The sequence below is a fragment of the Vibrio sp. 779(2023) genome, assembly GCF_033344285.1.
Lineage (GTDB): Bacteria > Pseudomonadota > Gammaproteobacteria > Enterobacterales > Vibrionaceae > Vibrio > Vibrio alginolyticus.
Genome location: NZ_JAWPOM010000001.1, coordinates 328238 through 354407, shown reverse-complemented (window position 1 = coordinate 354407; position 26170 = coordinate 328238). Strand labels below are relative to the sequence as shown.

21 protein-coding genes and 1 pseudogene are annotated in these 26170 nt (G+C 45.5%); 6 read left to right on the top strand and 16 right to left on the bottom strand.

Annotated features, from left to right (window positions below):
* Positions 1 to 39 precede the first annotated feature (39 nt).
* The 4 genes from R8O70_RS01545 to norV all read right to left on the bottom strand — a co-directional run bounded on the left by R8O70_RS01545 (position 40) and on the right by norV (position 4145).
* Positions 40 to 918 (bottom strand): NAD(P)-dependent oxidoreductase, encoded by an 879-nt coding sequence (locus R8O70_RS01545; protein ID WP_017821261.1) that lies wholly within the window; start codon positions 916 to 918, stop codon positions 40 to 42.
* Positions 919 to 1102: 184 nt separating this feature from the next.
* Positions 1103 to 1441 carry a DUF1971 domain-containing protein gene (locus R8O70_RS01540; RefSeq protein ID WP_258624761.1) on the bottom strand — a complete coding sequence of 113 codons (339 nt, stop codon included), beginning with the start codon at positions 1439 to 1441 and terminating at the stop codon, positions 1103 to 1105.
* Positions 1442 to 1483: 42 nt separating this feature from the next.
* Positions 1484 to 2632 (bottom strand): NADH:flavorubredoxin reductase NorW, encoded by a 1149-nt coding sequence (norW, locus tag R8O70_RS01535; protein ID WP_258624760.1) that lies wholly within the window; start codon positions 2630 to 2632, stop codon positions 1484 to 1486.
* A gap of 10 nt (positions 2633 to 2642) precedes the next feature.
* A complete protein-coding gene (norV, locus tag R8O70_RS01530) occupies positions 2643 to 4145 on the bottom strand; it encodes an anaerobic nitric oxide reductase flavorubredoxin (RefSeq protein ID WP_143693626.1) in 1503 nt (500 codons plus the stop codon).
* Between the two features lie 190 nt (positions 4146 to 4335).
* Here norV and norR point away from each other — a divergent pair, with 190 nt between their 5' ends.
* The 4 genes from norR (at position 4336) to azu (ending at position 8493) form a co-directional block, all read left to right on the top strand.
* On the top strand, positions 4336 to 5868 hold the full coding sequence (gene norR / locus R8O70_RS01525) for a nitric oxide reductase transcriptional regulator NorR (protein ID WP_258624758.1): 1533 nt from the start codon (positions 4336 to 4338) through the stop codon (positions 5866 to 5868).
* A gap of 399 nt (positions 5869 to 6267) precedes the next feature.
* Complete coding sequence (locus tag R8O70_RS01520) at positions 6268 to 6786, top strand: hypothetical protein (RefSeq protein WP_005375218.1); 519 nt, start codon at positions 6268 to 6270, stop codon at positions 6784 to 6786.
* 268 nt (positions 6787 to 7054) lie between these two features.
* Positions 7055 to 7705: an HAD family hydrolase gene (locus tag R8O70_RS01515; RefSeq protein ID WP_258624756.1), complete on the top strand. Its 651-nt coding sequence runs from the start codon at positions 7055 to 7057 to the stop codon at positions 7703 to 7705.
* A 335-nt stretch (positions 7706 to 8040) separates the two neighbouring features.
* On the top strand, positions 8041 to 8493 hold the full coding sequence (gene azu / locus R8O70_RS01510; RefSeq protein ID WP_005375211.1) for an azurin: 453 nt from the start codon (positions 8041 to 8043) through the stop codon (positions 8491 to 8493).
* Positions 8494 to 8719: 226 nt separating this feature from the next.
* On the opposite strand, the gene R8O70_RS01505 is transcribed toward azu, so the two are convergent.
* From R8O70_RS01505 to R8O70_RS01480, 6 genes and pseudogenes are all read right to left on the bottom strand, one after another.
* Positions 8720 to 9070 (bottom strand): ethanolamine utilization protein EutQ, encoded by a 351-nt coding sequence (locus tag R8O70_RS01505; protein ID WP_213912069.1) that lies wholly within the window; start codon positions 9068 to 9070, stop codon positions 8720 to 8722.
* On the bottom strand, positions 9067 to 10383 hold the full coding sequence (locus R8O70_RS01500; RefSeq protein ID WP_258645433.1) for an NAD(P)/FAD-dependent oxidoreductase: 1317 nt from the start codon (positions 10381 to 10383) through the stop codon (positions 9067 to 9069). The genes R8O70_RS01505 and R8O70_RS01500 overlap by 4 nt, the downstream gene beginning before the upstream one ends.
* A gap of 12 nt (positions 10384 to 10395) precedes the next feature.
* Complete coding sequence (locus R8O70_RS01495) at positions 10396 to 11679, bottom strand: NAD(P)/FAD-dependent oxidoreductase (RefSeq protein WP_258645436.1); 1284 nt, start codon at positions 11677 to 11679, stop codon at positions 10396 to 10398.
* Positions 11668 to 11829 (bottom strand): annotated as a pseudogene (locus tag R8O70_RS01490) (rubredoxin); the annotation flags it as partial. The pseudogene R8O70_RS01490 and the gene R8O70_RS01495, both read right to left, overlap by 12 nt.
* 142 nt (positions 11830 to 11971) lie before the next feature.
* Positions 11972 to 13408 carry an aldehyde dehydrogenase family protein gene (locus tag R8O70_RS01485; protein WP_258645430.1) on the bottom strand — a complete coding sequence of 479 codons (1437 nt, stop codon included), beginning with the start codon at positions 13406 to 13408 and terminating at the stop codon, positions 11972 to 11974.
* A 1-nt stretch (position 13409) separates the two neighbouring features.
* Positions 13410 to 14597 (bottom strand): aromatic ring-hydroxylating oxygenase subunit alpha, encoded by a 1188-nt coding sequence (locus R8O70_RS01480; protein ID WP_258645427.1) that lies wholly within the window; start codon positions 14595 to 14597, stop codon positions 13410 to 13412.
* 319 nt (positions 14598 to 14916) lie between these two features.
* Here R8O70_RS01480 and R8O70_RS01475 point away from each other — a divergent pair, with 319 nt between their 5' ends.
* Positions 14917 to 16653, top strand: coding sequence for a BCCT family transporter (locus R8O70_RS01475; protein ID WP_151515359.1), 1737 nt, complete (start codon positions 14917 to 14919; stop codon positions 16651 to 16653).
* Between the two features lie 93 nt (positions 16654 to 16746).
* On the opposite strand, the gene R8O70_RS01470 is transcribed toward R8O70_RS01475, so the two are convergent.
* The 6 genes from R8O70_RS01470 to R8O70_RS01445 form a co-directional block, all read right to left on the bottom strand.
* Positions 16747 to 17673, bottom strand: a complete 927-nt coding sequence (locus R8O70_RS01470) for a LysR substrate-binding domain-containing protein (protein WP_115386780.1) — start codon at positions 17671 to 17673, stop codon at positions 16747 to 16749.
* A 247-nt stretch (positions 17674 to 17920) separates the two neighbouring features.
* Positions 17921 to 19285, bottom strand: a complete 1365-nt coding sequence (locus tag R8O70_RS01465; RefSeq protein WP_025768536.1) for a TrkH family potassium uptake protein — start codon at positions 19283 to 19285, stop codon at positions 17921 to 17923.
* A 1-nt stretch (position 19286) separates the two neighbouring features.
* Positions 19287 to 19940, bottom strand: coding sequence for a potassium channel family protein (locus tag R8O70_RS01460; RefSeq protein WP_258645425.1), 654 nt, complete (start codon positions 19938 to 19940; stop codon positions 19287 to 19289).
* A gap of 151 nt (positions 19941 to 20091) precedes the next feature.
* On the bottom strand, positions 20092 to 20790 hold the full coding sequence (locus R8O70_RS01455; RefSeq protein WP_258645422.1) for a response regulator transcription factor: 699 nt from the start codon (positions 20788 to 20790) through the stop codon (positions 20092 to 20094).
* Entirely contained in the window at positions 20787 to 21821 is a 1035-nt protein-coding gene (locus R8O70_RS01450; protein ID WP_171342591.1) for a DUF4118 domain-containing protein, read from the bottom strand. Before R8O70_RS01450 ends, R8O70_RS01455 begins: the two co-directional genes overlap by 4 nt.
* Positions 21822 to 22058: 237 nt before the next feature.
* Complete coding sequence (locus tag R8O70_RS01445) at positions 22059 to 23912, bottom strand: ABC transporter ATP-binding protein (RefSeq protein ID WP_033906862.1); 1854 nt, start codon at positions 23910 to 23912, stop codon at positions 22059 to 22061.
* Between the two features lie 145 nt (positions 23913 to 24057).
* Between R8O70_RS01445 and R8O70_RS01440 the strand changes: the two genes are divergently transcribed.
* Positions 24058 to 26160: a TonB-dependent siderophore receptor gene (locus tag R8O70_RS01440; RefSeq protein WP_025768541.1), complete on the top strand. Its 2103-nt coding sequence runs from the start codon at positions 24058 to 24060 to the stop codon at positions 26158 to 26160.
* Positions 26161 to 26170 lie beyond the last annotated feature (10 nt).

Sequence of the window (26170 nt, the reverse complement as noted above, 5' to 3'; positions counted from 1 at the left end):
TGATACCAAAGAACTGTTTATCTATTACTGATTCATCAACTACTGATTTTTAGCTACCGCTTTGATCAGTACTGATGTATCCATGCGACCTAAACCATCACGTTGAAGGTCTGCGTATTGCTCATCCACTTTCTTAGTCAGTGGAAGTTCTAGACCCACTCGCTCAGCTTCTTGCAGACAGAAACCTAAGTCTTTGCGCATCCAATCAATAGCGAAGCCAAAATCGAACTTGTCTTCAGCCATCGTATTTGCGCGGTTTTCCATCTGCCAAGAACCTGCAGCGCCATGCTTAAGCGTTTCTACAACTTGAGCGATGTCCAAGCCTGATTTTTGTGCCAGCAACAAAGCTTCACTCAGACCTTGTAAAACGCCTCCAATACAGATTTGGTTTACCATCTTACAGCGTTGACCCTGACCGTTTTCACCCAGTAGCGTCATCTGCTTCGCGTACACATCCATCGCCGGAGACACACGGTCAAAAATGCTTTGTTCACCACCACACATGATGGTTAGAACACCATTTTCTGCGCCCGCTTGACCACCAGAAACTGGCGCATCAATAAAGTGATTACCGTACTTAACACACGCTTCAGCCAGCTCAACCGCTAGGTCTGCAGAAGTGGTCGTGTGATCGACTAGCACTGCGTCCGCTTTCAAGCCGACCAGAATGCCCTCTTCACCGTAAACAACGCTACGAACGTCATCATCATTACCCACACAGGTAAAAACGATGTCACAGCCTTCTGCCGCTTCACGTGGTGTTTCACAAGCTACGCCTTGGTATTCTTCAGCCCATTTGTCGGCTTTCGCTTTTGTGCGGTTGTATACTTTGGTTTCAAAGCCCGCTTTACTTAGGTAACCAGCCATTGGGTATCCCATCACACCCAGACCAATAAATGCTACTCGTTGTTTTTCCATTGCACGCTTCCCTTAGTTCACCTGACTGAAATGTTTCGTAACATGCTACTAAAGAATTGAAATCATTACTCGTGATTTCTCTTTCCTCGGTCTCGATGATCCTGCATTGCAGTCCGTTTATTGCGCCTTCTACACCCCTTTACTTGACGATTAGCGTAACAGTCAAAGCACTTACAAAGGTTCACTACTGCTTAGCGTGGAACATCGCTTGCCCACTCTTGTCCTTGTTCGACCAGAAATTGATGTTGAACTGAGCATCATCGCTCATCTCAATGCGGTGCCAGTACTGCGGTGGACTTGTAGCAAACTGGCCTGCATTAATCACCACCATCACTTCTGCTTCTGTAGCATGTTCATCAGCAAAGCCGTAGTAAGTCACTTGCCCTTCCATGACGCACAGCTGTCCAAATACACCCTCAGCAGTATTGTGATGAGTCAGTAGCGCTGGTGGTACATTCTCTTTAGTGAAGAAAGGCGTTGAACGTTGAACAGTCCAGTCTTTAGGAATTCGTAAATGCGACATAATGATACCCTCTCTAATTACAATTCTTTTCGTTTAAATCAGTCAAGCCTGACCGGCTTGAGACAACTCTCGAAGTAATGGAAATGCTTGCGTAACTTGTTCTCCCGTCACGACGAAGCCCATGAGTCGGCTATTTTCATCTTGTGCTTTCGCGGCAATGCCAGTTTGAGAAATCTGCACACTCCAACTCGTCACCGAACTGAAATCACCCGCCAATTGAATTGGATAACTCGGTGTTTTGACCTTTACCATCATAGGCGTTAGCTTCAACTCAGCTTCCTGTCCCAATAGTTGCTTGCCTAACACATTGGCGCTTAGCACGATTGGTTGGAGATACGGCATCATTCGGCCTTGAATCTCAGCACAATCACCTAATGCAAACACATTGGCTACTGATGTCTGTAATCGAGTATCCACCACGATGCCTTTATTCACGCTCAACCCACAAGCCTTCGCTAACCAAGTGTTAGCACGTAAGCCCGCAGCTGAAATCACTACATCGGCTTCAATTGCTTCACCTTTGCTCAAACTCGCCACCAGCGAATCATCTGAACGATTGATCGCAACAACCCCAGTCTCCAAGGCAAGTTGAATACCTTGCTGCTTAAGTTGGTTTTCGAGCGGCAATGCAACGAATTCAGGAATCAAGTTAGCGAGCAAACGGGAATTTGGCTCAACCACCGTAACCGCTTTACTACTGGTTGCGAGATCCATGGCGATCTCGACGCCGATCAAACCACCACCCATTACTAGAATTCGTTCCGCACGGCTGATTTGCTCTTCCGCTAATTGATATTCTTGTAGCGAGTTCAGCGTTATCACCTCAGGTGCTGCCTCACCAGATATTGGCGGCACAAAGGCTTTCGCGCCTGTCGCAAACACCAGCTTGGAGTAAGGATAGACTTGGCCATTGGCTACCACTTGCTGAGCTTGCACGTCGACATGCTCAATCATGGTATGTGCGAACAGTTCGATGTTGTGTTCCTGTGCAAACGCCTCACCACTTCTAACCACTAAGTCTTGGGCCGTTTGTTTGTTACTGAATACATGACTCAAATCGGGCTTGTTGTATTCCGCGCCATCATCAGCAGTAAACACTTGCAGCGGAATATGTGCGTCCATTCGACGGACAGTTTTCACCAATTGGTAAGCCGCAAAGCCGCTACCAATAATCACAATAGGTGCTTGCATATTCGCCCCCTTACCCGTTGTATTCGACAAAGACGTCTTTACCCAAGTGGCATTCTGGGCACAAGAAGTAATCTGGCACTTCAGACCATGCCGTGCCAGGTTCAACGCCTTGATTAGGCTCGCCTTTAGCTGGGTCGTATACCCAATTACAAACGGTGCAAACCATGCATTGACAATCTGCGGGATGCGCCTCAGTACTAGGATTGCTAGGAGCAGCATCTACGACCGCCTGTGTTGTCGCTGGCGCAGCAGGTTGTGATTGAACTTGTGGTGCAGACGCAGCAATCGCCGGAGAAATAACAGAACTTGTCAGGTCATGCTTTGCCCACAATTTCGCGATGTTCTGACCATGTTCACGGCACTCACGCATCGCTTTACCATCTGGTCGCCATTTGGTTTTCAAGCTCACTGCGGTTTCAAAGCCTGCGTCGGTCAATCGAGCATGGATACGATCCACCGCACCACCGTTCCAACCGTAGCTACCGAATGCAGCGGCCTTCTTCGCCTTAAAGCGCAGACCGGTAATTTCTTCTAGCATGCCTGCGATTTTCGGCATCATGACGTTGTTCATGGTAGAAGAACCAACCAAGATGCCTTTTGAGCGGAACACATTGGCGAGAATTTCATTCTTATCATGTTTAGAGACATTGAAGACTTTAACCGCCACGCCAGGATCGACATCGTGAATACCCTGCGCGATTGCATCAGCCATCATTCGGGTGTTGTTTGACATAGAATCGTAGAAAATCGTAATGCGATCTTCTTGATAATTGTCTGCCCATGCTAAGTATTGCTCGATGATTTGAACTGGATTATCGCGCCATACAATGCCGTGTGACGTTGCGATCATGTCAACAGGCAAATTGAAGCTCAGCACTTCTTTGATTTTGGCGGTTACCAAACTGCTGAACGGCGTTAGGATGTTTGAGTAGTAACGCAAACACTGTTCCATCAACTCATTTTGATCCACTTCATCATTGAACAGACGTTCATCACAGTAGTGCTGACCAAATGCGTCATTGCTGAACAGCACTGCATCGCCAGTTAGGTAAGTCATCATGCTGTCTGGCCAATGCAGCATTGGAGCTTCCACGAACACCAATTGCTTACCGTTACCAATATCGATGCTATCGCCCGTTTTTACGGTTTTGAAGTTCCACTCAGGATGGTGGTGATGACCCACAATCGAATCAATCGCCGCTTCTGTACAGTAAATTGGCGTGTTCGGAATCTTCTCCATTAATGCCGACAATGCACCTGAGTGATCTTCTTCAGCATGGTTTACTACGATAAAGTCGATAGACTTAAGGTCGATTTCCATTTCTAAATTTTGGATGAATTGTTGACTGAATCGATGATCGACCGTATCAATCAGTACGGTTTTTTCTTCACGAATTAGATAACTGTTGTAGCTGGTACCTTTTGTCATTTTGTATTCTGTACCGTGGAAGTCTTGAACTTCCCAATCGCGTTGACCTACCCAGTGAATGTTGTTTTTTACGTGAATTGTCATAATTACTACCTTGAATGACGGGATAAACAAAAATAATTTCTTCTTGTATTGCACTGGGCGTGCCAACTTTTAATTGCTATACATTTCAATACTTTAATTCAAACCCAACTTTAACAACTGTCATTTAGACACAGTTGAAAATTGTCATTAAGACACTACAATAGTCATATTGACACAATCGGTATTGGCTATGACTTCTTTAATCGCGCAATGGCTACACATCACGCAAGACCTTAACTCGGCGCTCACTCAACAGGCTCGCTTTGATACGTTATTAACCACGATTCGAGAAGTATTGAAGTGTGACTCTTCTGCCCTGCTTTTGTATGAAGACCAGCACTTTAAACCTCTAGCGATCAATGGATTGGCGAAAGAAGTGCTTGGACGCCGTTTCTCCATTGAGCAGCATCCAAGATTAGAAGCCATTGCCCGAGCTGGCGACATCGTGCGCTTTCCCTCTGACAGCGACTTACCTGATCCTTATGATGGCTTGATCCCAAACCACGAAGACAAACTCCATGTCCATTCGTGTATTGGCTTACCTTTGCTGATCGACGATCAATTGATTGGCGCAATAACGATCGATGCCTTCGACCCCAACCAGTTTGATGGGCTACGCAACCAAGAGTTACGTTTTGTCAGCGCATTGGCAGCAGGAGGCTTGCACACTGCACTCCTACTAGAGCAATTAGAAACACAAGCGAGCTTGCCACGTGACTCTTACGCTGAGAAACGCACCTTAAGCAATGAAATCATTGGTCATTCTCAAGGCATGAAAAATCTTCAAGAGCAGATTGATGCAGTCGCCGATACTGAATTGTCTGTGCTAGTGATGGGAGAAACGGGCGTGGGTAAAGAGTTAGTTGCCAGCGCTATTCACCATCGCTCTAGCCGCTCGAACAATACTTTGGTTTACCTCAACTGTGCGGCGCTGCCAGAATCAGTCGCGGAAAGCGAGTTGTTCGGCCATATCAAAGGCGCATTCACAGGCGCGATCAGCAATCGTAAAGGTAAGTTCGAACAAGCCGATGGCGGCACACTGTTTTTGGATGAAGTCGGCGAACTGTCGTTAGAACTGCAAGCTAAGTTACTTCGAGCCCTACAATACGGCGACATTCAACGTGTGGGTGATGACCGCCATATTCGAGTCAACACACGCATTGTCGCCGCCACTAACCGTATATTGCATGAAGAAGTGACTGCTGGGCGCTTCCGAGCCGACTTGTATCATCGTTTAAGCGTCTTCCCGCTTCATGTTCCACCTCTTCGTGAACGTGAAGACGATGTGGTGTTACTCGCAGGCTTTTTTGCCGAACGCTTAAGAAGCAAATTGGGCTTGAATAGCATTCGTTTGTCTCCCACTTTGGTGCAGGCACTCAAAGACTATTCATGGCCAGGCAACGTGCGAGAGCTTGAACATGTCATTAAACGTGCTGGTGTTTTGGCAAAAGCGCGTACCCACGCCATGGACATTGAGTTAGTTGAGCAAGATTTTGATATTCGAACGCCGAATCAGAACATCAAGAACGTTGAAAAAACGGAACAAAAATCTCGGCTTGAGCTACCAGAAGGCGGATTAAAGCCAGCCACAGACGCCTTCCAAAAAGCGATGATTGTTCGAGTTCTGGAAGAGAACCAAGGTAACTGGGCAGCAACGGCACGTCAGCTTGAATTAGATAACGGCAATTTGCACCGATTAGCAAAACGGCTGGGGATAAAATAGACACTAACGAATATCACCTAATATGGCATATTCATCGCCAAATAATGTGCCTGATGCCCAACCGCGCACTCAGCCCACCATAAGTAGTGGGCTGAGTGCTCAGATAGAATAGCCACCTAAGTTTGACGGTATTTTCTTCTAAATTTTATTGTCTTGAACCACCTCACAGATTTAATAACCCTTAACAATAAACACAATAATAATTAAGGTGTTTTTATGAGCTAGATCTAATAAAATTAAATATATAGTATTTATTTTAAGAATTTAAACTTTCAAAGTTCATCATAATAAATACAACCTCTATATATACACTTTACCTTCAAAAAACATCAAAATATAATCCCTTCGATAAAAAACACTTAAATGAATTTAACTGTATAAAAGTGAGGAGAATAAAATATGGGATATGGGGCGACAGTATATTCATTAGATACTGAAAAGGTTTTTAACGTACTAAAGAATGAGCGTAATCCAGAGCTAGAAAAAGCCATCATGGAAAGGTGTCAAGACTCCTTTAAAGTGATTAATGAAATGCTGGAAAGTAGTGGCGAAAGCATCCGAGCTGAAGAGCTTCTTATGCAAATGTTGTCTGAAGAGATAAAATACAGTCACTTAGGTTACGCCTATGCTTACTTGCTTGAAGCTATATGTAAGATAACTGGTTATTACTTATCCAATAACTCTTGGTATCCTTGCGATGTAAACGATTTCTGCGATATTCCATTCACTAATACCGATTATCCTATAAAATTCCCATTCCCTGACGATTTCCCTGTTGTTTTTATGATAAAAAATCAAGATATTCACCAAGATAACGTTGACTTCGGAGGCTTATCAGAGCAACAAATATCTGAAGTCAAGAGCTGGTACACTCATGCAGTCGTAAACAATCGTGACTTGGTATTATTTTATTATTAATTTTAACTATTAATAAATTATCCAATAGTTAAAATAACAATAGAATATTAATAAAAATCTAGCTTATATTAAGATAGAGTTTTATCTATTTAACTGAATTTTTATAATTTTAAAAATATTATATTTCACACCTAATTTATAGACTCTGTGTATAGTGTGTTCAGAGGCAATGTGAACTCATAGGATCAAAATCAAGTTCTAATTTTTAGAAGAAAAACCGATCTGCTTGTGTCAAAATGCGCCATCCCAACCAAAAAGTCTTAATGTAATGAACTACCAAGCTGCTATTTTTGATATGGATGGTTTGCTCCTTGATACTGAGCGCGTCTGTATGCATATTTTCCAAGAAGCATGTGAAGCCCAGAACCTACCCTTCTATAAAGATGTTTACCTTTCAATCATTGGTCGCAATGCAGCGGGCATTGAAGTGATTTTTCGTAAAGCTTATGGGGATGATCTTGACCGCTTACACGAAGAGTGGCGCGACCGTTACGACGCTGTGGTTAAGCACCAAGCGATACCAGTAAAAGAAGGGGTGATTGAGCTGCTTGAGTGGTTGAAAAGCCAAGGGTTGCCAATTGCAGTCGCCACTTCTACAGCAAAAGAAGTGGCACAGAAGAAGTTGGAGTTAGCGGGCCTAAGCAAGTATTTCGACAACTTAACGACGGGCTGTGAAGTGTCACACGGCAAACCTGATCCAGAGATCTACCTGCTTGCAGCAAGTCGTCTAAGCGTAGATCCAACCAAATGTCTCGCCTTTGAAGATTCAAATAATGGCGTGCGTGCTGCTGTAGCAGCGAACATGATCACTTATCAAATCCCTGATTTGGTTGAGCCTTGTGACGAAATAAAGCAATTAGGCCATACTGTCGCACCTTCACTGCATGATGTGTTGCATGCGTTAAAACAAACTCGCTAGGTTTACTTGTCGTCTGTTCTATAGAAGCTCAGCAATTTAGCTGAGCTTCTTTCTCGAAACCTCTCCAATACCTTAAAACCAAACGATTCTTCCACCCGTTTAGCGAGATTAATTTCACCTTAACTCTGGCTAATCACGACTTTTGATTTAACTCACGCAATCGCATGAAATAAGGCATTTGAGTGATCAAATAGCGGAACTGACCAGTACAAGCTTGCAACAAAACGTCAATATACCGATTGAAGCACGTTTTTGGAGTGAAAATTGGCTGATAATGAGAACTATTGGATAAGATCAATCCAAGTCAGCCTAAAATACAAAATGGAGAGTGTTATATGTCTTTACGTTTATTAGCAACAACCTTCGCATTAGTAGGAATGAGCTTTGGTGCCCAAGCTAGTGCCGAGTGTGAAGTGTCATTAGATGCTAACGATATGATGCAGTTTTCTACTAAAACATTGAGCGTACCAGCCACTTGTAAAGAGGTAAAACTGACGCTGAATCACACAGGTAAGATGCCAGCGCAATCGATGGGTCACAACGTGGTCATCTCTGACACTGCCAACCTACAAGCAGTCGGTACTGATGGCATGGCAGCTGGAGCAGAAAATAACTACGTAAAACCAAATGATGATCGCGTCTACGCTCACACAAAAGTAATTGGTGGCGGTGAAAGCACCAGCATTACGTTCAGTACTGAGAAAATGAAAGCCGGCGGTGACTATTCATTCTTCTGTTCGTTCCCAGGTCACTGGGCAATCATGCAGGGTAAATTTGAGCTAAAATAAAAGATTTAGCCAAGCCAAAAGAAGACTCATTATAGGGAAGCCAAGGCTTCCCTTTTTGATAGATAAAATAGCAATTGAGAAAGGTCTAACACGTCTGGAAACGTGACCAAGAAACATAGCAAGTAAGAAACCCTTGCTCCATTGAGATTAAGTTCTTTTACGAAAACTCATGGGTAAAAATCGGATTTTTGTTTTGCCTTTCCGAAACACTACTAAATGATAAAAGTCATTCAATACCATGTAACTCTTTCCAGTTTCCTGGTTGAACCACATAGCCGAACAGAGCATGCCCACCATAAACCAATTCAGTTCCTTCCGGTATCCACAGCATCTGACCTGGGTGCACAAAATGTGTTTCACCATTTGCGGTCAGCTCGAAACAGCCTTCAATCACGAAAATAACTTCATCATAAAGCACTGTCCAAGCCACTTTAGCGCCTTCCCATTTAGCAAAGCCTACGCCAATGTTTGGTGAAATTTCTGGGCTTAACGCCCTGGCAACATACGCCATTCCCGGCGTATCACCACGAACATTGAAATCTAGACTTTTACTATCAACAAGTTTGACTTGCTTCATAATTCACTCCGGCTTTGCCATTTTGCTAATTGGATACGCGTTTTTACTCCCAAACCTAAAAAAGGCTCTGGCGGATTCAAACAAGGCATTCCTGTCACTTGCTGTATGTCATCCAATGATTTAGATGTCGCACCAACGACATAGTCAGCTAACAGTGTTCCAGAAATGGTTCCCCACGCAGCACCAACACCATTGTCACAAGCGCTGGCATAAACACCTTCATCTAATTGACCGAAAAAGTTAGTAAAGTTACGAGAGATGGCATACACCCCACCCCATGTGTGAGTAAATGGTACGTCGGCCAGATCGGGATAACGCGCCAGAAAGACCTGACGATGATCGTCGCGAATTTGTTCTCTGACTTTATCGTTCATGCTTGAGCCATATTTCGGCACGTGTTTGTAAGTATTGCGGATCAAAATACGTCGATCGGCGGTCATACGTAACGTCGTTCCCGCATGATCAGCTGGAGTTAACCCCCAATTCAGCTCACCTCCGTATCGTTGCATTTCTGCGTCGGTCAATGGACGCGTCCAGCTTGCAAACGTCATCACTGGAAGTAGTCTGTTTTTAAGATAACCAAACTCCCGAGTAAAAATGCTGGTCCCAAGCAACAGTTCAGGGGTTTCAACAGAGCCACTATCTCCATGTAATACCCAGCAACCGTTTTCTTTACTGAGCTTGCGGATTGGCGAGTTCTCTAACACCTCGACGTTCTCTGGAAGGCTTTCCCCTAGCCCACGCACCAGAGCAGCAGGTTGCATTAAATAACCACCTGGCGTGTAAATTGCGCGGCTGTAGTAATTTGTCCCTAAGACTTTCGCAAGCTCACTGCCATTAACATGGAAGTATGGTTCGCCAAGGTCTTTCATTAGGTGCTCAAAGTGATCGAGATATGCTTCACCGCGCGCCCCTACGGCTCCTTGATATTTGCCCTTTGCTGACCACTGACAAGAAATACTGTGCTTCGACACTAAAGTGTTTAGCTGAGCAATCGCAGAACGGTTGAGTGATAATAACTTTTGCTTGTGCTCAGGGTCGGGATGCTCAAGTGAAAACTTATGAGGCAAATCGATAACAAAGCCCGAATTTCTTCCTGAAGCCCCTTGGCCGATACGTTGCGCATCAATCAGTATAATTCGTGCATTAGGCATAAGTTCAGCTAAACGTCTTGCCATAGCTAGGCCTACGAAACCGGCACCTAACACGGCATAGTCAGCACTTTGTTTACCTTTTAACGCCGATTTTTCTGGAATACTTGGCAACGCATGGTACCAACCACACGTCACGTCATCATTGGGTAAATGAATCATCTTCTTTCTCCGCTACGCTGCTGACAGTTTCAATGACAATTGATCTAGCCAAGGGCCGCGTAATGACTGTACTTTTCTTCCTAGCAACGCAAAACCGAGCATTGCTCCTTCTGGTGAATAAAACGCAGCGGTCAATTCATCTGCTTGGGTCTCGATGTACCATTGTCCCTGTTCTTCAGCGGCTACCGTGAAAATCGTGAGTGGAAGAATCGGCGTTTTTACAATCACTGGAGTTGGTGTTAACGAGATAGGGGCGACATCGCCTAGCAAGCTTTTCGCTACAGAAGGGATCATTTGATTAATCGGTGCAATATAGGGCTGCCAACCTTGCTCAGTTTCAACACAATCACCTAGCGAGTAAATATTCTCATCACTCGTCTGGCCGAATTGATTCACTTTAATGCCGCGGCCCACTTCGAGCCCTGCTTGCTCAGCCAGAGAAACATTTGGCTTGAGTCCAACCGCGCTCAGCACTAGATCTGCTTCAATCTTCTTGCCACTGTTTAGATGTAAAACCGCACTGGATGCGGACCTTGGCTCGATTCTGGTGATACTGTCTTGTAGAGCCCATTGCACGCCTCGATCGGCAAGTGCGCTTTGTAATGATTCACCCAACTGTTGCGGGATCAAACGCTCCATTGGCCATTGACCCAACCCGATAACTGTCACTTCATAACCGCTTTCGATCAGGTCATTCGCGAACTCACAGCCAATTAAGCCATCACCTAGGATCGCGATGCGCTTTTTGTCTTGCAGCTCCGATCTGAAACGGCGGTAGTCAACTAAGTCGTTCACACTCATAACCCAAGAGCGATCGCCCTCAATTGGGATTTCAATCGGTGATGCACCTGTTGCCAGTACCAAGCGGCTGTAGGCGTATTTACCGATGGAGGTATGTAGCGTTGAATTGGCACGATCGATCTGTTCAACACGGGTATGCGGGTAAACTCGGATATTGAGACGGCTTTCCCACTCCAACGCGCTCTCACTTTGCAGCGCGTCGCCGTCTTTATTCATGACTAATGCATTAGACAATGCTGGTTTGCTGTACAAAGCGCCATCATCAGCGGTAAAGATGGTGATAGCAACCGTCTCGGATTGTGCTCTAAGTGCCGCCGCCAACTGGTAACCACTGTGGCCACTACCGATGATAACGATAGGGTCATTTGAGAATACAGGTTGAGTAACTTCAGATGGAAGAGGCTGAGCCGTATTTGGCTGAACAGACGCTTCTACCGACACCGAAGACACAGCTGCAACCTCTTCTAGTGGCGCATCGTCGGTGATTTCGATCATTTCAAAATCGGCCTTACCCACTAAACAGTCAGGACATAACCAGTCATCCGGTACATCTTCCCATGCTGTTCCTGGTGCAATGCCATCGGATGGCCAACCTTGTGCTTCATCATAGATTAAGCCGCAAATAATACAGAGCCACTTTCTCATCACTTATACTCCAACTACCTTGTTCAGAATTTCCGTGTTTACAAACCGTTGTCAGATTTGTTGTGATTCCATCAACCTCGCCCTAGCTTGTGGTCTGAAATCCAAGCCGGTACGAGGTGATGAAAATACAGTTACACGGTACCTATACGTTGCTGTCTTGCTGCAAACGAATGGCAATATTGCGTGTCTGGACATAGCTATAAATCGCTTCTTGTCCTTTTTCTCGCCCAAAACCGGACAAGCCCACGCCACCAAATGGTGTTTCGATACCACCAGCAAACCATTCATTGATGAACACTTGCCCACCACGCAGTTGCTGCGCCACACGCAATGTTTGGTTTAGGCTTTCACCAAAGACACCAGCAACTAGGCCAAAATCGGTGCCATTCGCGATTTCAACGGCCTCTTGCTCGGTTTCAAACGGTGTAATTACCAGTACAGGACCAAACACTTCTTCTTGAGCAATACGCATATCTGGTGAGGCTTCAATCACCGTCGGTGCCACAAAGTAACCCGACAAATCAGGGGCGTATCCACCCGTTAGGATATTCGCGCCGTCGGCTTTTGCTTGTTCTATCATTTCAAGCACGCGTGCTTGTTGATCAGCCGATACCAACGGTGTGATGTCCGGCTGGCTTTCGCCTTGGCCAATGGTTAGGCTTTTTGCCATTTCCACTACTGCCGCTTTTACTTCTTCATAACGCTCTTTTTGAATCAGCAAACGAGACATTGCCGAACACACTTGACCAGCGTTAAAGAAAATACCGACCTGAACGCTTTTCAAAAGTGTTTCGAGGTTCGCATCTTTCAGCGCGATAGCAGCCGATTTACCACCCAGCTCCATCACCGATGGAGTAGCGCGTTGCGCTGAATCTTGCAGGATGTGTTGGCCGGTTGGAACGGAACCCGTAAAGACAATTTGATCGACCTCTTGGTGCTGCACCAAATGACTGCCAACGACTGAGCCTTTACCGCATAGAAGGTTAATCGTACCTTTCGGGAAGCCCGCTTTTTCAATCGCTTGAATCAACAGAGTCATGGCAAGTGGGGAAATCTCTGGCGATTTGATCACCACTGCGTTACCTGCGGCTAATGCAGGTGCCAATGAGCGTGCACAAATAGAGACAGGGAAATTCCACGGCACAATCTGCACCGACACGCCAAACGGCACATATTGAGTGAAGTCGACATAGTCTTTACCCAACGGAATTGACGTGCCTTCCAGCTTGTCGGCCATGCCTGCGTAGTATTCAAAGTAACGTGCCGACTCTAAAAACTCATCTTTGGCATCTTGCAAAGATTTCCCATTTTCACGACAGGCAACTAACCCACCTTCATCAACCATTTCACGAATAGCTGCGGCGGCTTTTAACATCCACTCGGTTCTGACGGCTGGACGAACGTCCGAAAGAAGGCCTTGATTGACCACTCGGCGTGCCGCTGCCATTGCGCGATCGGCATCGATGATAGTGGCTTCTGCAATCGTCGCATACGCTTCGGCTGTGCCAGGGTTCATGACGGTCAGCGCTTGCTCTGAATCGCACCACTCACCATCAATATAATTAAGGTAATGCATCATATTACTGCTCCAGTGCCGCTTTCACTTGCTTTGCCAACCAGGTTTGAAAGAAATGCGTCGGAACATCCATTTCTGGTGAGAACACACCACCACCAAAGCCAGGTGAGTAACGACCTTCCTGCATACCTTCGACCGCTCCAATATCTTCGCCGAATACGACTCGCCATGACTCAACGGTAGCAGTACGGCACGCCGCGAACTCATCTTTCGTTGCTTCATCACCCACATAGAAAACACGTAGGTGCTCAACACTTTTATTCGCAGTGATTGGTTCAATCATCATTGCAAAGGCATGATCGACTTGAATACCAAGCAACACGTTTGGAAAGAGTGCAACATATTCTGCATGACGCAGTTTATCTTCTGGCCAGCTTGGAAATTTAGGTAAGTGTGTTCCTGCTGTATCAGAAAGGTTGTACGCGAGACTACCTTGACCAGCAAAGCGCTCTGCAAACATGATGTTGTAGTGATCCTCTAGGCGAGAATAACTGTTCAAACTCGGGTGCACCCAAGGTAAGTGGTAAGCCTCACAGTAGTTTTCTACGGCAAGCTTCCAGTTACTTTTTACTTCGATCTCTAAGTTGCCACCCATGTTCACGCGGCGAAGAAGACCTAACCCATCTTCACCTAAGAACTGCTGCCAACGTTGCTCTAGCGGCGCGATATGCTCTTCAAAGCTTTCTGCATTGCCCGATAAGTTGACGAATACCATGTCCATCCAAACGGCTGAACGAAGTGGCTTAAGGCCATGTTTTTCACACTTAAATCGATCATCTTTGTGTTTTGCGATACCACCAATGTGTGGTGTGCCTTTTAGATTGCCGTCAAGATCGTACGTCCATGAATGATAAGGACAGCGAATCATGCCTTGAACTTCGCCTGCCTCATGAACCAGCTTCATACCACGATGACTACATACGTTGTGGAAAACTTGGACTTCACCTTGGCGATTTCTCATCATGAGTAGTGGAAGATTCATGAAATCAAGTGGCATCACATAACCATTTTTAAGCAGGTCTGATGCAAAACCAATACATACCCAAGTGTTACCAAACACCTGATCACGCTCAAAAGTAAAATACTCTTCGCTGGTGTAGGCCTGATTCGGCATTCCTGTTGCTTCACTGATTGGGTTCAGTACATTATCAACAAGTTCAACAGGAATAATGGTTTGGTTGACATTGCTCATATTCATATCTCCGAGAGTCGAGTTGCATCCAGTGCGTACAACATCGTGTTGTGTTAGTGGAGATGATTTTGATTAACAACCCGGCAACAAACAAACGACTTTTTCGCCGGGCTTGGATGAGTTTTTGTCATTCATGCATTGATCTCGAACAAAAAAATAACCTTTTAATTAACAATGATCTTCTTGTCATGATTAATACTCATTAACCGATGAGTATTAATCAGTTGAAACACAAAAGCCCTCTCTCTACTCTCTTTCAAAAATTAACAATAACGCAACAAACAATAACGCTAAAACAAACGCACTGTGAGGGATGCCTATGAGAGCAACATCTGGGATATTGAAAGGACTCAATCCGACTGTGACTATCGCATCAAAGATCGTCGTTATCGGTTTTGTACTTTTCTGCGCCATTCTCGCCAACCAAGCGGGCCAATACTTCGAAACGATTTCCGGCATTTTGCTGCAGAATATGAAGTGGTTTTACATCGGACTTGTTTCACTCGTTGTCGGTTTTCTTCTTTACCTTATGGTTAGTCGATATGGGCATATTCGTTTGAGTAAAGATGACGAAAAACCAGAGTTTAGTTATTTGTCTTGGGTATCCATGCTTTTTTCCGGAGGCATGGGGATAGGCTTAATTTTCTGGTCGGTCGCCGAACCGATGTGGCATTACGCTGACAACCCATTTACTCAAGGCCTGACCAATGAAGCCGCAACAACATCAATGAAACTGACATTCTTTCACTGGGGTCTACATCCTTGGTCTGTCTTTATCATTGTGGCACTCGCATTAGCTTACTTTTCCTACCGTAAAGATCTGCCTTTTACCCTACGCTCTATCTTGTACCCTTTGATTGGTGATCGTATTTATGGGCCTATCGGACACACGGTTGATATCCTAACAGTCGCGGTGACTGCTTTCGGTATCTCTCAAACCTTGGGGATGGGAGTTATCCAAATAAACTCTGGTTTGAATCAAGCCTTTGGTCTAGACATTAGTTTGGGGATTCAACTCTTTATTATCGTTTCCCTTTGTACTTGTGCGGTTGCGTCGGTGCTATCTGGTGTAGGGAAAGGTATTCGCCGTTTATCAGAATGGAACATGCTGCTTTCACTCGCACTCGTGCTGGTCGTACTTTATATTGGCCCAACTCGCTATATCTTAAATACGCTACTTGAAAGCACGGGGCTTTATGCACAAAACATTGTCGGTATGAGCTTATGGAGCGATGCACAGAATGACTCTGGCTGGCAAAACTGGTGGACGGCTTATTACTGGCCTTGGTGGATGACTTGGGCGCCTTTCGTTGGCATGTTTGTAGCTCGTATCTCTAAAGGACGCACAATACGTGAGCTTATCGGCGGTGCTCTCATCGTACCCACGCTGATCACATTCTTATGGATTTCAGTATTTGGTGGTGCAGCGTTGAAGGTAGAGCAAGACGCTCGTGTTGCTCATCAAGAGCAAGTCACTGCGGCACAAGAAACCAAACAAACACCACCTGCGGATTTTTCTGGCGGCCCTATTCTTGAAGCGACTAAAGCCGATACGACACGCGCTTTGTTTACGCTATTCGACAATCTAGATACAGGTATGTTTGGTAAACTACTTAGCGTGCTTGCGTGTCTATTACTCGGTACTTATTTCATTACCTCCGCAGACTCGGGTACCTTGGTTCTATGTACCCTCGATGCCGCTGGGCACAGTGAGCCTCCTACCTCTATACGCGTATTGTGGGGGATCATGATCGCAGCCATTGCGGGAGTACTTCTATACGCAGGAGGGTTAAAAGCAATGCAAACGGCCTCCATTATTGCCGGTTTCCCTATCGCCATTTTTATCGCAGTGATGAGCTTAACGCTGTTTCATAGTATTCGACGCGAACCTAAGCCATGGGCAATGCTTCCAGAGCACGTTCACCCAGAGCAAGAGAAACTTGATGGTCCTGTTGAACCGCTTGTTGAAAGCAAAACAGTGGTTTCCGAGCCTATCGCTTCAACATCCTCACTAAAAGATGATTCCACACTCAATCAGGGACCAGTACTAAGTTAGTGCGTCGTTTCATCAATCAATTAAAACAAAGCGGGAACTGGTACTCCCGCTTTTTAACATGACCAAACTCTGTTATTTTCTCTGCTTATTGATTTAGGCTAAACCTCGATCACCCACCTCATCTGGCAACTGTTGCAAAAGCCACTCTCTAAAACGCTTGACGCTTGCTGGGATTAAACCTCTATTTTTAGGTTCAAGCATAGAGAAATTGGAAGGTGTTGAAAGCACGTGTTCGACTGGCCTAACTAAAGCACCGCTTTGTAAATAGTCGTCCACTAATGACCCCCAGGCTAACGCGATTCCCTGACCATTAATTGCCGCTTGTAACAGCATTGGATAGTTATTGATGTTCATGCGATTACGAGGCGAAATATTTGGCAATCCTACACTCGCAAACCACTGCTCCCAATTCACCCAATCTCTTTGAGACTCTTCCAGATAGAGTAACGTTTTATTGAAGATTTCTTCTGGCTTACTAGGCTGGCCGATTTTCTCTAAATAAAGCGGGCTACACACAGGGAATACTTCTTCTGAAAACAGCGTTGTCACATCCATTTCCGCAGGTGGAGTGCGACAATAAAACAAGGCGAGATCGCAATCTAATCGGCGTAAGTCCAACACATTATCTGAGGCCAATATTCTTATATCGATGTCATCATGTTCATTTTGAAATTGAGCAACCTTAGGCAACAACCACAAGGCTGCCATTGCATTTGTCGTCGCAACCGTGATCTTTTGTTCGCCCTGCCACTTCTTCACTTCACCAGTTATTTGAGCAATATCGAGCAAAGATTGGCTGACAGCTTGATAATATTGAAGACCTGTAGGCGTTAAATTAATGCTTCGATTGGCTCGCGTGAACATAGCCTTGCCTAAGTATTCTTCTAATTGTCTAATTTGGCGACTGATAGCACCTTGGGTCACGTTTAGCTCGTCAGCGGCTAACGTAAAACTCAAGTGCCGCGCCGACGCTTCAAACGCAACGAGGCTATTTAAAGGTGGGAGGGGTTTGATTTTCATGTATCTTCCAGTAAGGCAGTATTGTAATTATTTTTATTCCCGGCAATCTTATGTTGCACGTGGATAATGCCATTCTGGACAACACCTCAAAAACGACAATTTATAAATGATAAAAAATAGAGATGAATCATAAATTGTTGTGAGAGAGACTGCCGTATACAGTTTCGTGGCTACAACGAGCACAAAAAGAGGAGCAGTTACTCCTCTTTTGTCTAGCCTTTTGCTCACTTTGTACGAGTTAGCCCATTTACCCTATTGCCAGTTTAGTACTCGCGTAACGCGCTTTTTTCTTTCTTGGACTGGCTAAGAAGTACGCTAATGTAAGAGGCCCTAATCGTCCCATAAACATCATGAAGATGATCACTAACTCACCCGGTTCGGACAAACTGCCCGTTAAGCCTCGCGATAACCCAACCGTACCCAGTGCCGAGACCGCTTCGAACATAATGTCTAACATAGACGCTTTCTCTGTCAGTAACAGCGTGAATATGGCAAACCAAGTCACCCCCACCGAGATCAGAGTCAGCGCCAATGCCTTGCTGATGGTCTCTTTGGGAATCTCGCGTTGAAAGGCATAGGTTGCTTCATCGCGACGCAAATAGCTGTAAGTCGCCAAGACTAACACTATAAATGTCACAACTTTAATGCCACTTGCCGTACTCAATGATCCACCGCCGATAAACATCAACACCAGAATGATCGCCGTTGTGGCATCTTCCAACTGATCGATAGCTAAAGTGTTGAACCCTGCCGTTCTTGGCGTCACCGCTTGAAACCACGATGCCCACCATTTCCCTGCTTCGCTCAACGGGGCAAGCGTGTTGGGGTTGTCATATTCAATCAGATAAATCGCGATAAGTGCCACCACGTTAATGATCATCGTGCCTAAGATCATCATTCGACTGTAAACGGTGAGTCGATGCCAACGGCGATTGCGTTTTAAGTCAATCCAAACCGAGAAGCCTAAACCACCAATAATGAACAAACTGGTAATGGTGAAGTTAACGACCGGGTCGTCCACGTAAGGCATTAAGCTATCGGCACTCAACGCAAAACCTGCATTGTTAAACGCACTGATGGTGTAGAAGAAACCATGGAACAAACTGGTTTCCCAGCCCAGCTCTTCACTCCAATAAACGCTCAAAATAGTGAAACCAATAAGTTCAACGAGCAGAGCGAACATCAATACAGATTTAGCAGTGGCAATGAGTGTCGATGAATCAGTCTGGTTGAACGCCTCTCTCGCGACTGCTCGCTCCAAAAAGCCAATTTTTCCGCCCAGAGCCAGCAAGGTCACGATAGCAAACGTCATCAAACCTAGGCCACCACATTGAATCAGGAAAGCAATAACCACTTGCCCAAAAGGCGTAAACGCCGTGCCCGTGTCTACCACAACTAATCCCGTCACCGTAATGGCCGATGTTGCTGTAAACAGGCTTTGAATCCAAGTGATGGGCTCTGTGGTGGCAATCGGCAGTTTGAGTAAGACCGTGCCGAGCATGATCAAGCACGCAAAGCTGAGGCTAAGTATTAATGGCGGTGCGCCCAACAATTTTTTGCCCGCTTTGGGTTTTCGCTCGATTGGGATAATAGAGGGATGCCACAAAACCATGTTACACCAACCTTGGAGCGACGTATTTCAGCTCAGCGCGACTACCGCAAAGCAACAGCGTGTCGAACTCATTAAGCACAAACTCATCATTGATATTGGTGTAGACGGCTTCTTCGCGCTTCACCAAGATTGGCTGAATGTTGTAACTGCCTCGGCTGATCAACTTAGAAAGCGGCGTATCGTGCAGATTGGATTTAACGTGGATTTCCACCACATACAAGCCATGCCCCATTTCTAAATAGTTGTTCACCATCGGATAGTTGAGTGCCTGCGCGACTCTTACGCCCATCTCCTCTTCCGGATGAATAATGCGTTGTACACCAAGCTTAGACACGATGGTATGGTGCGCTTTGGTGCTCGCTTTGACCCAAATAAATTTCACACCCAGATTTTTCAGCGCCAGCGTACACAACAAACTGGCTTGCATGTCTTCGCCAATCGCCACCAACACCACATCACTGTTCGCTAACGCTAACTCTCTGAGTGCACCTTCGTCTGTTGCGTCACATATGACCGCTTGCGTTAACTCTTCGACGTATTTTTCGACGATTTTCGGGTCGCTATCCATCCCCGTTACGGTGTGTCCAAGATGAATAAGTTCTAAGCTGGCGGCAACGCCAAATCGCCCTAGACCAATTACTGTAAAGTGAGCCATATCAATACCTAACTGTGTTTTATGTATAGAAAATGCTAATGCGTTAAGGGTTAGACTGATTTTCCGTCACGGAAAATAGGCAACACGAATCCTGTTCGAGTGCCGATAACCAGCACTAAACCTTGGCATTAACGTTGATTAAATTTGGAATTTAGTGGTGCTTGGACGCCTCTAGCACTAAACGATAACCCAGCCCCGGCTCGGTTTTTAATAGCCGCTGTTCGTCAGCACTATCGTTCAGTTTTTTGCGTAGTTGACTCACTAGCACGCGTAAGTAGTGAGTATCTTCGACATGACTTTTTCCCCAAATCACCGCTAGCAAATGAGTTTGCTCAATGAGTTTTCCCGGCTTGAGAATCAATTGTTCAATGAAAGAAAACTCTTTCTTGGTGAGTGGAATTTCCCTCTGATCCAACCAAAATTGGTGAGTGCTTTTGATGATTTTGACTCGGCCAGCCACCAGCTCATCAGCGACGGTTTGCTCATCCACCAAATCTCGAACCAGCACTTTGATGCGCGCGATGAGCTCTTTTACGCCAAAAGGCTTGCTCAAGTAATCATTCGCGCCCGCTTCTAAAAGGCGGATTTTTTCCTCTTCTTGATCGCGAGCTGTCAGCACTAGCACTGGCGTTTTATAGGTCTGACGAAGCTTAGTGAGAAACTCCTTCCCATCGCCGTCGGGCAAGCCTAAATCTAGCAGAATGACGTGCGGCGAATGCGCTTCGAAACACGCTTTGGCTTCTGAAATGGTACTCGCGCCAATGTAATCAAACCCTTCAGCAGACAGCGAAATTCGAATAAAGGTATGAATGAGAGGCTCATCGTCCACGACTAAAACTTTGTAACTCACGCCTGCTCTGCTCCTTGATTGAGTGGAAGTCGAATGCGGATCAGCGTCCCTTCTGATACTGGCATAGATTGAATATATCCTTGGTGTGCGGTGATGATGCCTTTGGCAACCGCGAGTCCCATTCCGGTGCCTGAATCGGCCGATTTGTTGTTCGTGCCGGAATAGAAAAGGCTGAATATTTTTTCCGCATCTTCAGCTTTAATGCCAATCCCCATGTCCCGAACATCAATCACGCACGACGAACCCTGCTTAGAAAGTGAAACCTCAACAGATTCATTCTCTGGTGAAAATCGCATGGCATTATCCAACACATTAAAAATCGCTTGTTCGATGAGCGAACGACTTACTGACAAATAATCAACGGAATCATCCATATTCATGGACACTTTCTCGGTGTAATTTGGCAAACGAGAAACCGCATCCCGAACAATATCTGCAATCAACTCATCTTTTTTGGTAATTTTTAATGTGCCGTGCTGGAGCTTAGTCGCCTGTAAGAGGTTCTCGATATATTGATGCAAGCGATGGCTTTCTGAAGTCGCACTGTCGAGCAATTCTTTACGCTCTAAGTCATTGAGCTTGGGCATGTACTCGTTGAGTGTGGTCAATGTTCCAATAATGGTTGCCAGCGGCGTGCGTAAGTCATGGGACACCGATAGCAGGATGCTGTTTTGCAGCTTGGTTTGTTTTAACTCGCCCTGCTGGCGACGATAAAGATCCGCAAAGGTGCTGGTGATAAATGCCACCACCATAAACACGACTAAATTAAAAATGTCTTCCGGACGAAACATCTGCAAAGAGTAACGAGGCGTCGTGAAAAAGAAGTTGAAGCTCAACGCTTCGATCACCGCCGCCGCATAAGCGAATCGCGAGTTGCATTGAAACGCCACTACCACGACCGCTAACTGTAAAATCAGCAGGACTGCGGCTGTAGAGCCAAACAGTTGGTCTAACAACCATGAGACGACAACCGCGCCAACAATCACGGTAGTAGAAAAGAGAAAGGTGTTATCTCGCCATTGAACAAACATAAAATACATCAACCAAAATTCGATGTAGAAAACTTTAGCAAAAGCCCATTCGGAGTTCGCGTAAAAAAAGCGTAAAAAATTCAGTAACGACAGTGAGTTATAAACATAATCATCATTAAGTTGGCCTAACTCAATGAATAATCACAAGTTAACGTTGCCCATTAACGCCTACTTACTCGGTATAAACGACAGACACAAAAAAGAGGAGCATTTGCTCCTCTTTCGTGTAGCGTCATATTAGATGACTTGCAGTTGAGCATCACCTTGCTCAGACAAAAATCCGCCGGTTTGATGCTTCCACAACTGAGCGTAAACACCACCCAATTGCAGCAGCTCGTAATGCGAGCCTTGCTCAATGATTTTGCCGTCATCCATTACAATCAAACGATCCATCGCGGCAATCGTTGATAAACGGTGAGCAATCGCAATCACTGTTTTTCCTTCCATCAGAACTTCAAGGTTTTCTTGAATTGCCGATTCTACTTCTGAATCAAGTGCAGACGTTGCTTCATCCATGATCAAAATTGGCGCGTTTTTCAGCAGAACGCGAGCAATCGCCACACGTTGACGCTGACCACCAGACAGCTTCACACCGCGTTCACCCACTTCAACGTCATAGCCAACGTTACCTTGCTCGTCTCGTAGAGATTGAATGAAATCATGAGCATGTGCTTTCTCAGCAGCTGCGATAACGGCATCCATTGAAGCATCTGGATCACCGTAAAGAATGTTCTCTTTAATTGAACGATGCAGCAAAGAGGTGTCTTGCGTGATCATACCGATGTGTTGGCGAAGCGACTCTTGTTCGACTTGAGAAATGTCCTGCCCATCAATACAAATCTTACCCGTATTCACATCGTAAAAACGCAGCAACAGGTTAACCAACGTGGATTTACCTGCCCCAGAACGACCGACAATGCCGACTTTTTCGCCCGGTTTGATAGTCAGATTCAAGTTCTCAAATACTGCCTTCTCATCACTGTAGTTAAAACCTACGTGATCAAAGCAGATCTCACCTTGAGAGATTTGCAAAGGCTTAGCATTTGGTACGTCTTTCACTTCAACATCGTTTGAAATCGTATTGATGCCGTCCACTACCGTGCCAATGTTTTCAAACAGCGCGCTAACTTCCCACATGATCCACTTCGACATACCTTGTACGCGCAATGCAATACTGATGGCAATCGCAATAGCACCAATTGTTACAGCGTGATCTAGCCATAGATAAACCGAAATGGCACTAATAGACATCAGCAGCAAATAGTTGATGGCATCCACACTAAACAGTAAACAAGTCACCATGCGCATTTGGCGGTAAACCGTCACCAAAAATTGCTTCATGCTGCTTTCTGCGTATTCCAACTCTCTTTGCGAGTGCGCGAATAGCTTTACGGTAGATATGTTGGTGTAAGAATCGACAATGCGCCCAGTCATTACAGAACGAGCATCCGCTTGCTCCGTCGCTACTTGTTTCATTTTAGGGATAAAGTAGAACTGGATAACCGCGTACATTCCTATCCAAATCACAATAGGCAACATTAGCAAACCATCGGCTTCGCCCATCATCCAGAGCATCGAAAGAAAATAAACGCTGATATAAACCAGTACATCCACCAGCTTCATGACCGTTTCTCGTACCGCTAACGCACTTTGCATCACTTTGGTCGCAACTCGGCCTGCAAAGTCACGCTGGAAAAATCCAACCGCTTGTTTTAGCAAGTAACGGTGAATCAACCAACGGATAGACATCGGGTAGTTACCCAATAACGTTTGGTGCATCACCATTGAGTGGACAAAACCGAGAGCTGGCATCACAACCGCCACTAAGAACAGCATCATTAGCATGCGATCACCCTGGTCTTGCCAGAATGTTGCGCGATCTTGATTAGAGAGAATATCGACGAGCTCGCCCATATAACGCAACAGCGTCACCTCAGTAATGGCAATAAGCGCACTGAACACAGCCATAACGAGTAAAGGGGCTTCAAAGCCACGAGTGTAAAAACGACAAAAGCCAAATAGCGTCTTCGGTGGCTTTTCGGTTTCCATCTGGGGAAAGGGTTGGGTCAGCTTTTCAAACCAATTGAACATAACAATGACTTTAGGTACCGCGAATGAATTTGCGAACGTTTTACTATCTTTTGATACAAAAGTCAGTAAAATACCGAAACAAAAGCTCAAATGATAATAATTACAATTAAGCTTAGCGTTAATCATAATTATCGGGAATAGATTTATGCAAAAGAATAACTCACTGACCATCGCTATCCGCAACGCGTTGGTTTGTGCTTTAGCACCTACAGCAGTGGTTGCATTCACAGCACAAGCTCAAGAAGACGTCGTACAAGATGACGTGATTGCCATGGAGACCATAACGGTCACCGCGCAAGCACTTAAAGTAGAAACCCCGGCAGCAGAAACGCCGCGCAGCGTATCTATCATTTCTGAAGATGAACTTCGTGTTCGTGCACCGAAAAAGCTAGATGAAGCATTACGCTACACGTCTGGTGTAACCGCTCAGCCTTATGGCGCAGACAACGACACTGATTGGTTCAAAGTTCGTGGATTTGATGCAGCGACTTACCTAAACGGCAACCGCCTATTCCGCGATGGTTACTACACATGGTTGGTCGAACCTTACGGCCTAGAAAGTGTAGAAGTCGTTAAAGGTCCATCGGCTATTCTGTTTGGTGAATCGGCACCAGGCGGTATCGTGAATGCTGTTCAGAAAAAACCAACGTTTACGCCTCAAGGCGAAGTAAAAGTCGAAGTTGGCAACAACCAACACCAATCCGTAGGTTTTGACATTGCTGACGAAGCAAACGACGCAGGCACTGTGCGCTATCGTTTGGTTGGCTTGATGACAAGCCAAGATGGTGAACTGGACGGCACAAATAACGAGCGTTTCTACCTAGCGCCAAGTGTCGAGTTCGACATTTCTGACCGTACAATGCTGACCGTTTTGGCAACTTACCTTCATGATGACGGTGTACCAACTAACCCATTCTTCCCGGCAGCAGGTACTCTGATTGGTTCTAACTTTGGCAAAATCGATCCTTCGACTAACCTTGGTCAGCCAAACTACGATAAATACGAACGCACGCAGTTTTCTCTAGGTTACTTACTAGAGCACGACATCAATGACACGTGGTCACTCTCGCAAAACCTCAACTACGGTTCGAATGAGTTGTACTTGCGCAGCTCTTACGCGTTCTCAAACAACGATCCAGCGAAAGAAGAGTTAACGCAAGGCATCGTATTCCGTGACGGAAAAAACCAGAGCATCACGTTCGATAACAATGCTGTCGGCAACTGGATGACAGACAACGCAGAGCACACAGTGCTTATCGGTATGGATCTGCAATTCCACAAAACCGATGGCGACGAGCAAGACAACTATGCATTTGGCACTATCAACCCGTGGAACCCAGTTTACGGCAACTTCACCCCTCTTGATCCTGCCAACAACGTGAAACGTGAGATTGAGAAATCTCAAGCAAGTCTCTATTCACAATACCAATTGAAACTGCATGAACAGTGGATTGGTAACATAGGTGCTCGTTACGACTGGGTGAAAACAGAAAACTCTGGCAAGGGCGCTACCGTTGATCAAAGTGAATCTCGTGATGATGGTCAGCTCTCTCTAAGTGCGGGTGTGATGTACCTTGCAAACAATGGCCTGTCACCTTACGCAAACTACTCTCAGTCGTTTGAAGTGATCAGCACTATTGATGCGGCAACCAATGAACTTTACAAACCGCTGGAAGGCGAGCAAGTAGAAGTGGGTGTAAAGTATGAGCCAAGCTTTATGGATGGCTTTATCAACCTTGCATGGTTCGACATCACGCAAAAGAACGCGTTGGTCACTAACCCATCAACATGGATTGCGACACAAACAGGTGAAGTGACATCTCAAGGTATTGAGCTAGAAAGCACGGCGCAGCTAACCGACGATCTAAAACTGATGGCAAGCTACACCTACACTAAAGCGAAAACAGATGAGAGCTTTGGCCAAGGTAAAAAACAAGCCGCACTTATTCCTGAGCATCAAGCGTCTGCATGGGTAGACTACAGCGCCTACAGCCTGATTCCAGGCCTCAATATCGGTACTGGTGTGCGCTACGTAGGTGAGTCAAAAGATAACCCTAAGAGCTCGAACCTAACGGTTCCTTCTGTCACTCTTTGGGATGCGTCAGTCACTTACGACATCACTTCACAGTGGCAAGCACAGCTAAACGTGAACAACATCCTAGATAAAGAGTTTGTTTCAGGTTGCGATTACTGGTGTTACTACGGCCAGTCTCGCTCTGTTATGCTAAACGCAAACTACCGCTGGTAATTGTACTTCT

Coding starts and splice junctions, on each gene's coding strand:
- R8O70_RS01465 (WP_025768536.1), bottom strand. CDS start 19,285: ATGGTTTTGTGGCATCCCTCTATTATCCCAATCGAGCGAAAACCCAAA.
- R8O70_RS01520 (WP_005375218.1), top strand. CDS start 6,268: ATGGGATATGGGGCGACAGTATATTCATTAGATACTGAAAAGGTTTTT.
- R8O70_RS01460 (WP_258645425.1), bottom strand. CDS start 19,940: ATGGCTCACTTTACAGTAATTGGTCTAGGGCGATTTGGCGTTGCCGCC.
- R8O70_RS01500 (WP_258645433.1), bottom strand. CDS start 10,383: ATGATTCATTTACCCAATGATGACGTGACGTGTGGTTGGTACCATGCG.
- R8O70_RS01475 (WP_151515359.1), top strand. CDS start 14,917: ATGAGAGCAACATCTGGGATATTGAAAGGACTCAATCCGACTGTGACT.
- R8O70_RS01495 (WP_258645436.1), bottom strand. CDS start 11,679: ATGATCGAAATCACCGACGATGCGCCACTAGAAGAGGTTGCAGCTGTG.
- R8O70_RS01480 (WP_258645427.1), bottom strand. CDS start 14,597: ATGAGCAATGTCAACCAAACCATTATTCCTGTTGAACTTGTTGATAAT.
- norR (WP_258624758.1), top strand. CDS start 4,336: ATGACTTCTTTAATCGCGCAATGGCTACACATCACGCAAGACCTTAAC.
- norW (WP_258624760.1), bottom strand. CDS start 2,632: ATGCAAGCACCTATTGTGATTATTGGTAGCGGCTTTGCGGCTTACCAA.
- R8O70_RS01485 (WP_258645430.1), bottom strand. CDS start 13,408: ATGATGCATTACCTTAATTATATTGATGGTGAGTGGTGCGATTCAGAG.
- R8O70_RS01505 (WP_213912069.1), bottom strand. CDS start 9,070: ATGAAGCAAGTCAAACTTGTTGATAGTAAAAGTCTAGATTTCAATGTT.
- norV (WP_143693626.1), bottom strand. CDS start 4,145: ATGACAATTCACGTAAAAAACAACATTCACTGGGTAGGTCAACGCGAT.
- R8O70_RS01545 (WP_017821261.1), bottom strand. CDS start 918: ATGGAAAAACAACGAGTAGCATTTATTGGTCTGGGTGTGATGGGATAC.
- R8O70_RS01440 (WP_025768541.1), top strand. CDS start 24,058: ATGCAAAAGAATAACTCACTGACCATCGCTATCCGCAACGCGTTGGTT.
- R8O70_RS01445 (WP_033906862.1), bottom strand. CDS start 23,912: ATGTTCAATTGGTTTGAAAAGCTGACCCAACCCTTTCCCCAGATGGAA.
- R8O70_RS01450 (WP_171342591.1), bottom strand. CDS start 21,821: ATGTTTGTTCAATGGCGAGATAACACCTTTCTCTTTTCTACTACCGTG.
- R8O70_RS01470 (WP_115386780.1), bottom strand. CDS start 17,673: ATGAAAATCAAACCCCTCCCACCTTTAAATAGCCTCGTTGCGTTTGAA.
- R8O70_RS01540 (WP_258624761.1), bottom strand. CDS start 1,441: ATGTCGCATTTACGAATTCCTAAAGACTGGACTGTTCAACGTTCAACG.
- azu (WP_005375211.1), top strand. CDS start 8,041: ATGTCTTTACGTTTATTAGCAACAACCTTCGCATTAGTAGGAATGAGC.
- R8O70_RS01515 (WP_258624756.1), top strand. CDS start 7,055: ATGAACTACCAAGCTGCTATTTTTGATATGGATGGTTTGCTCCTTGAT.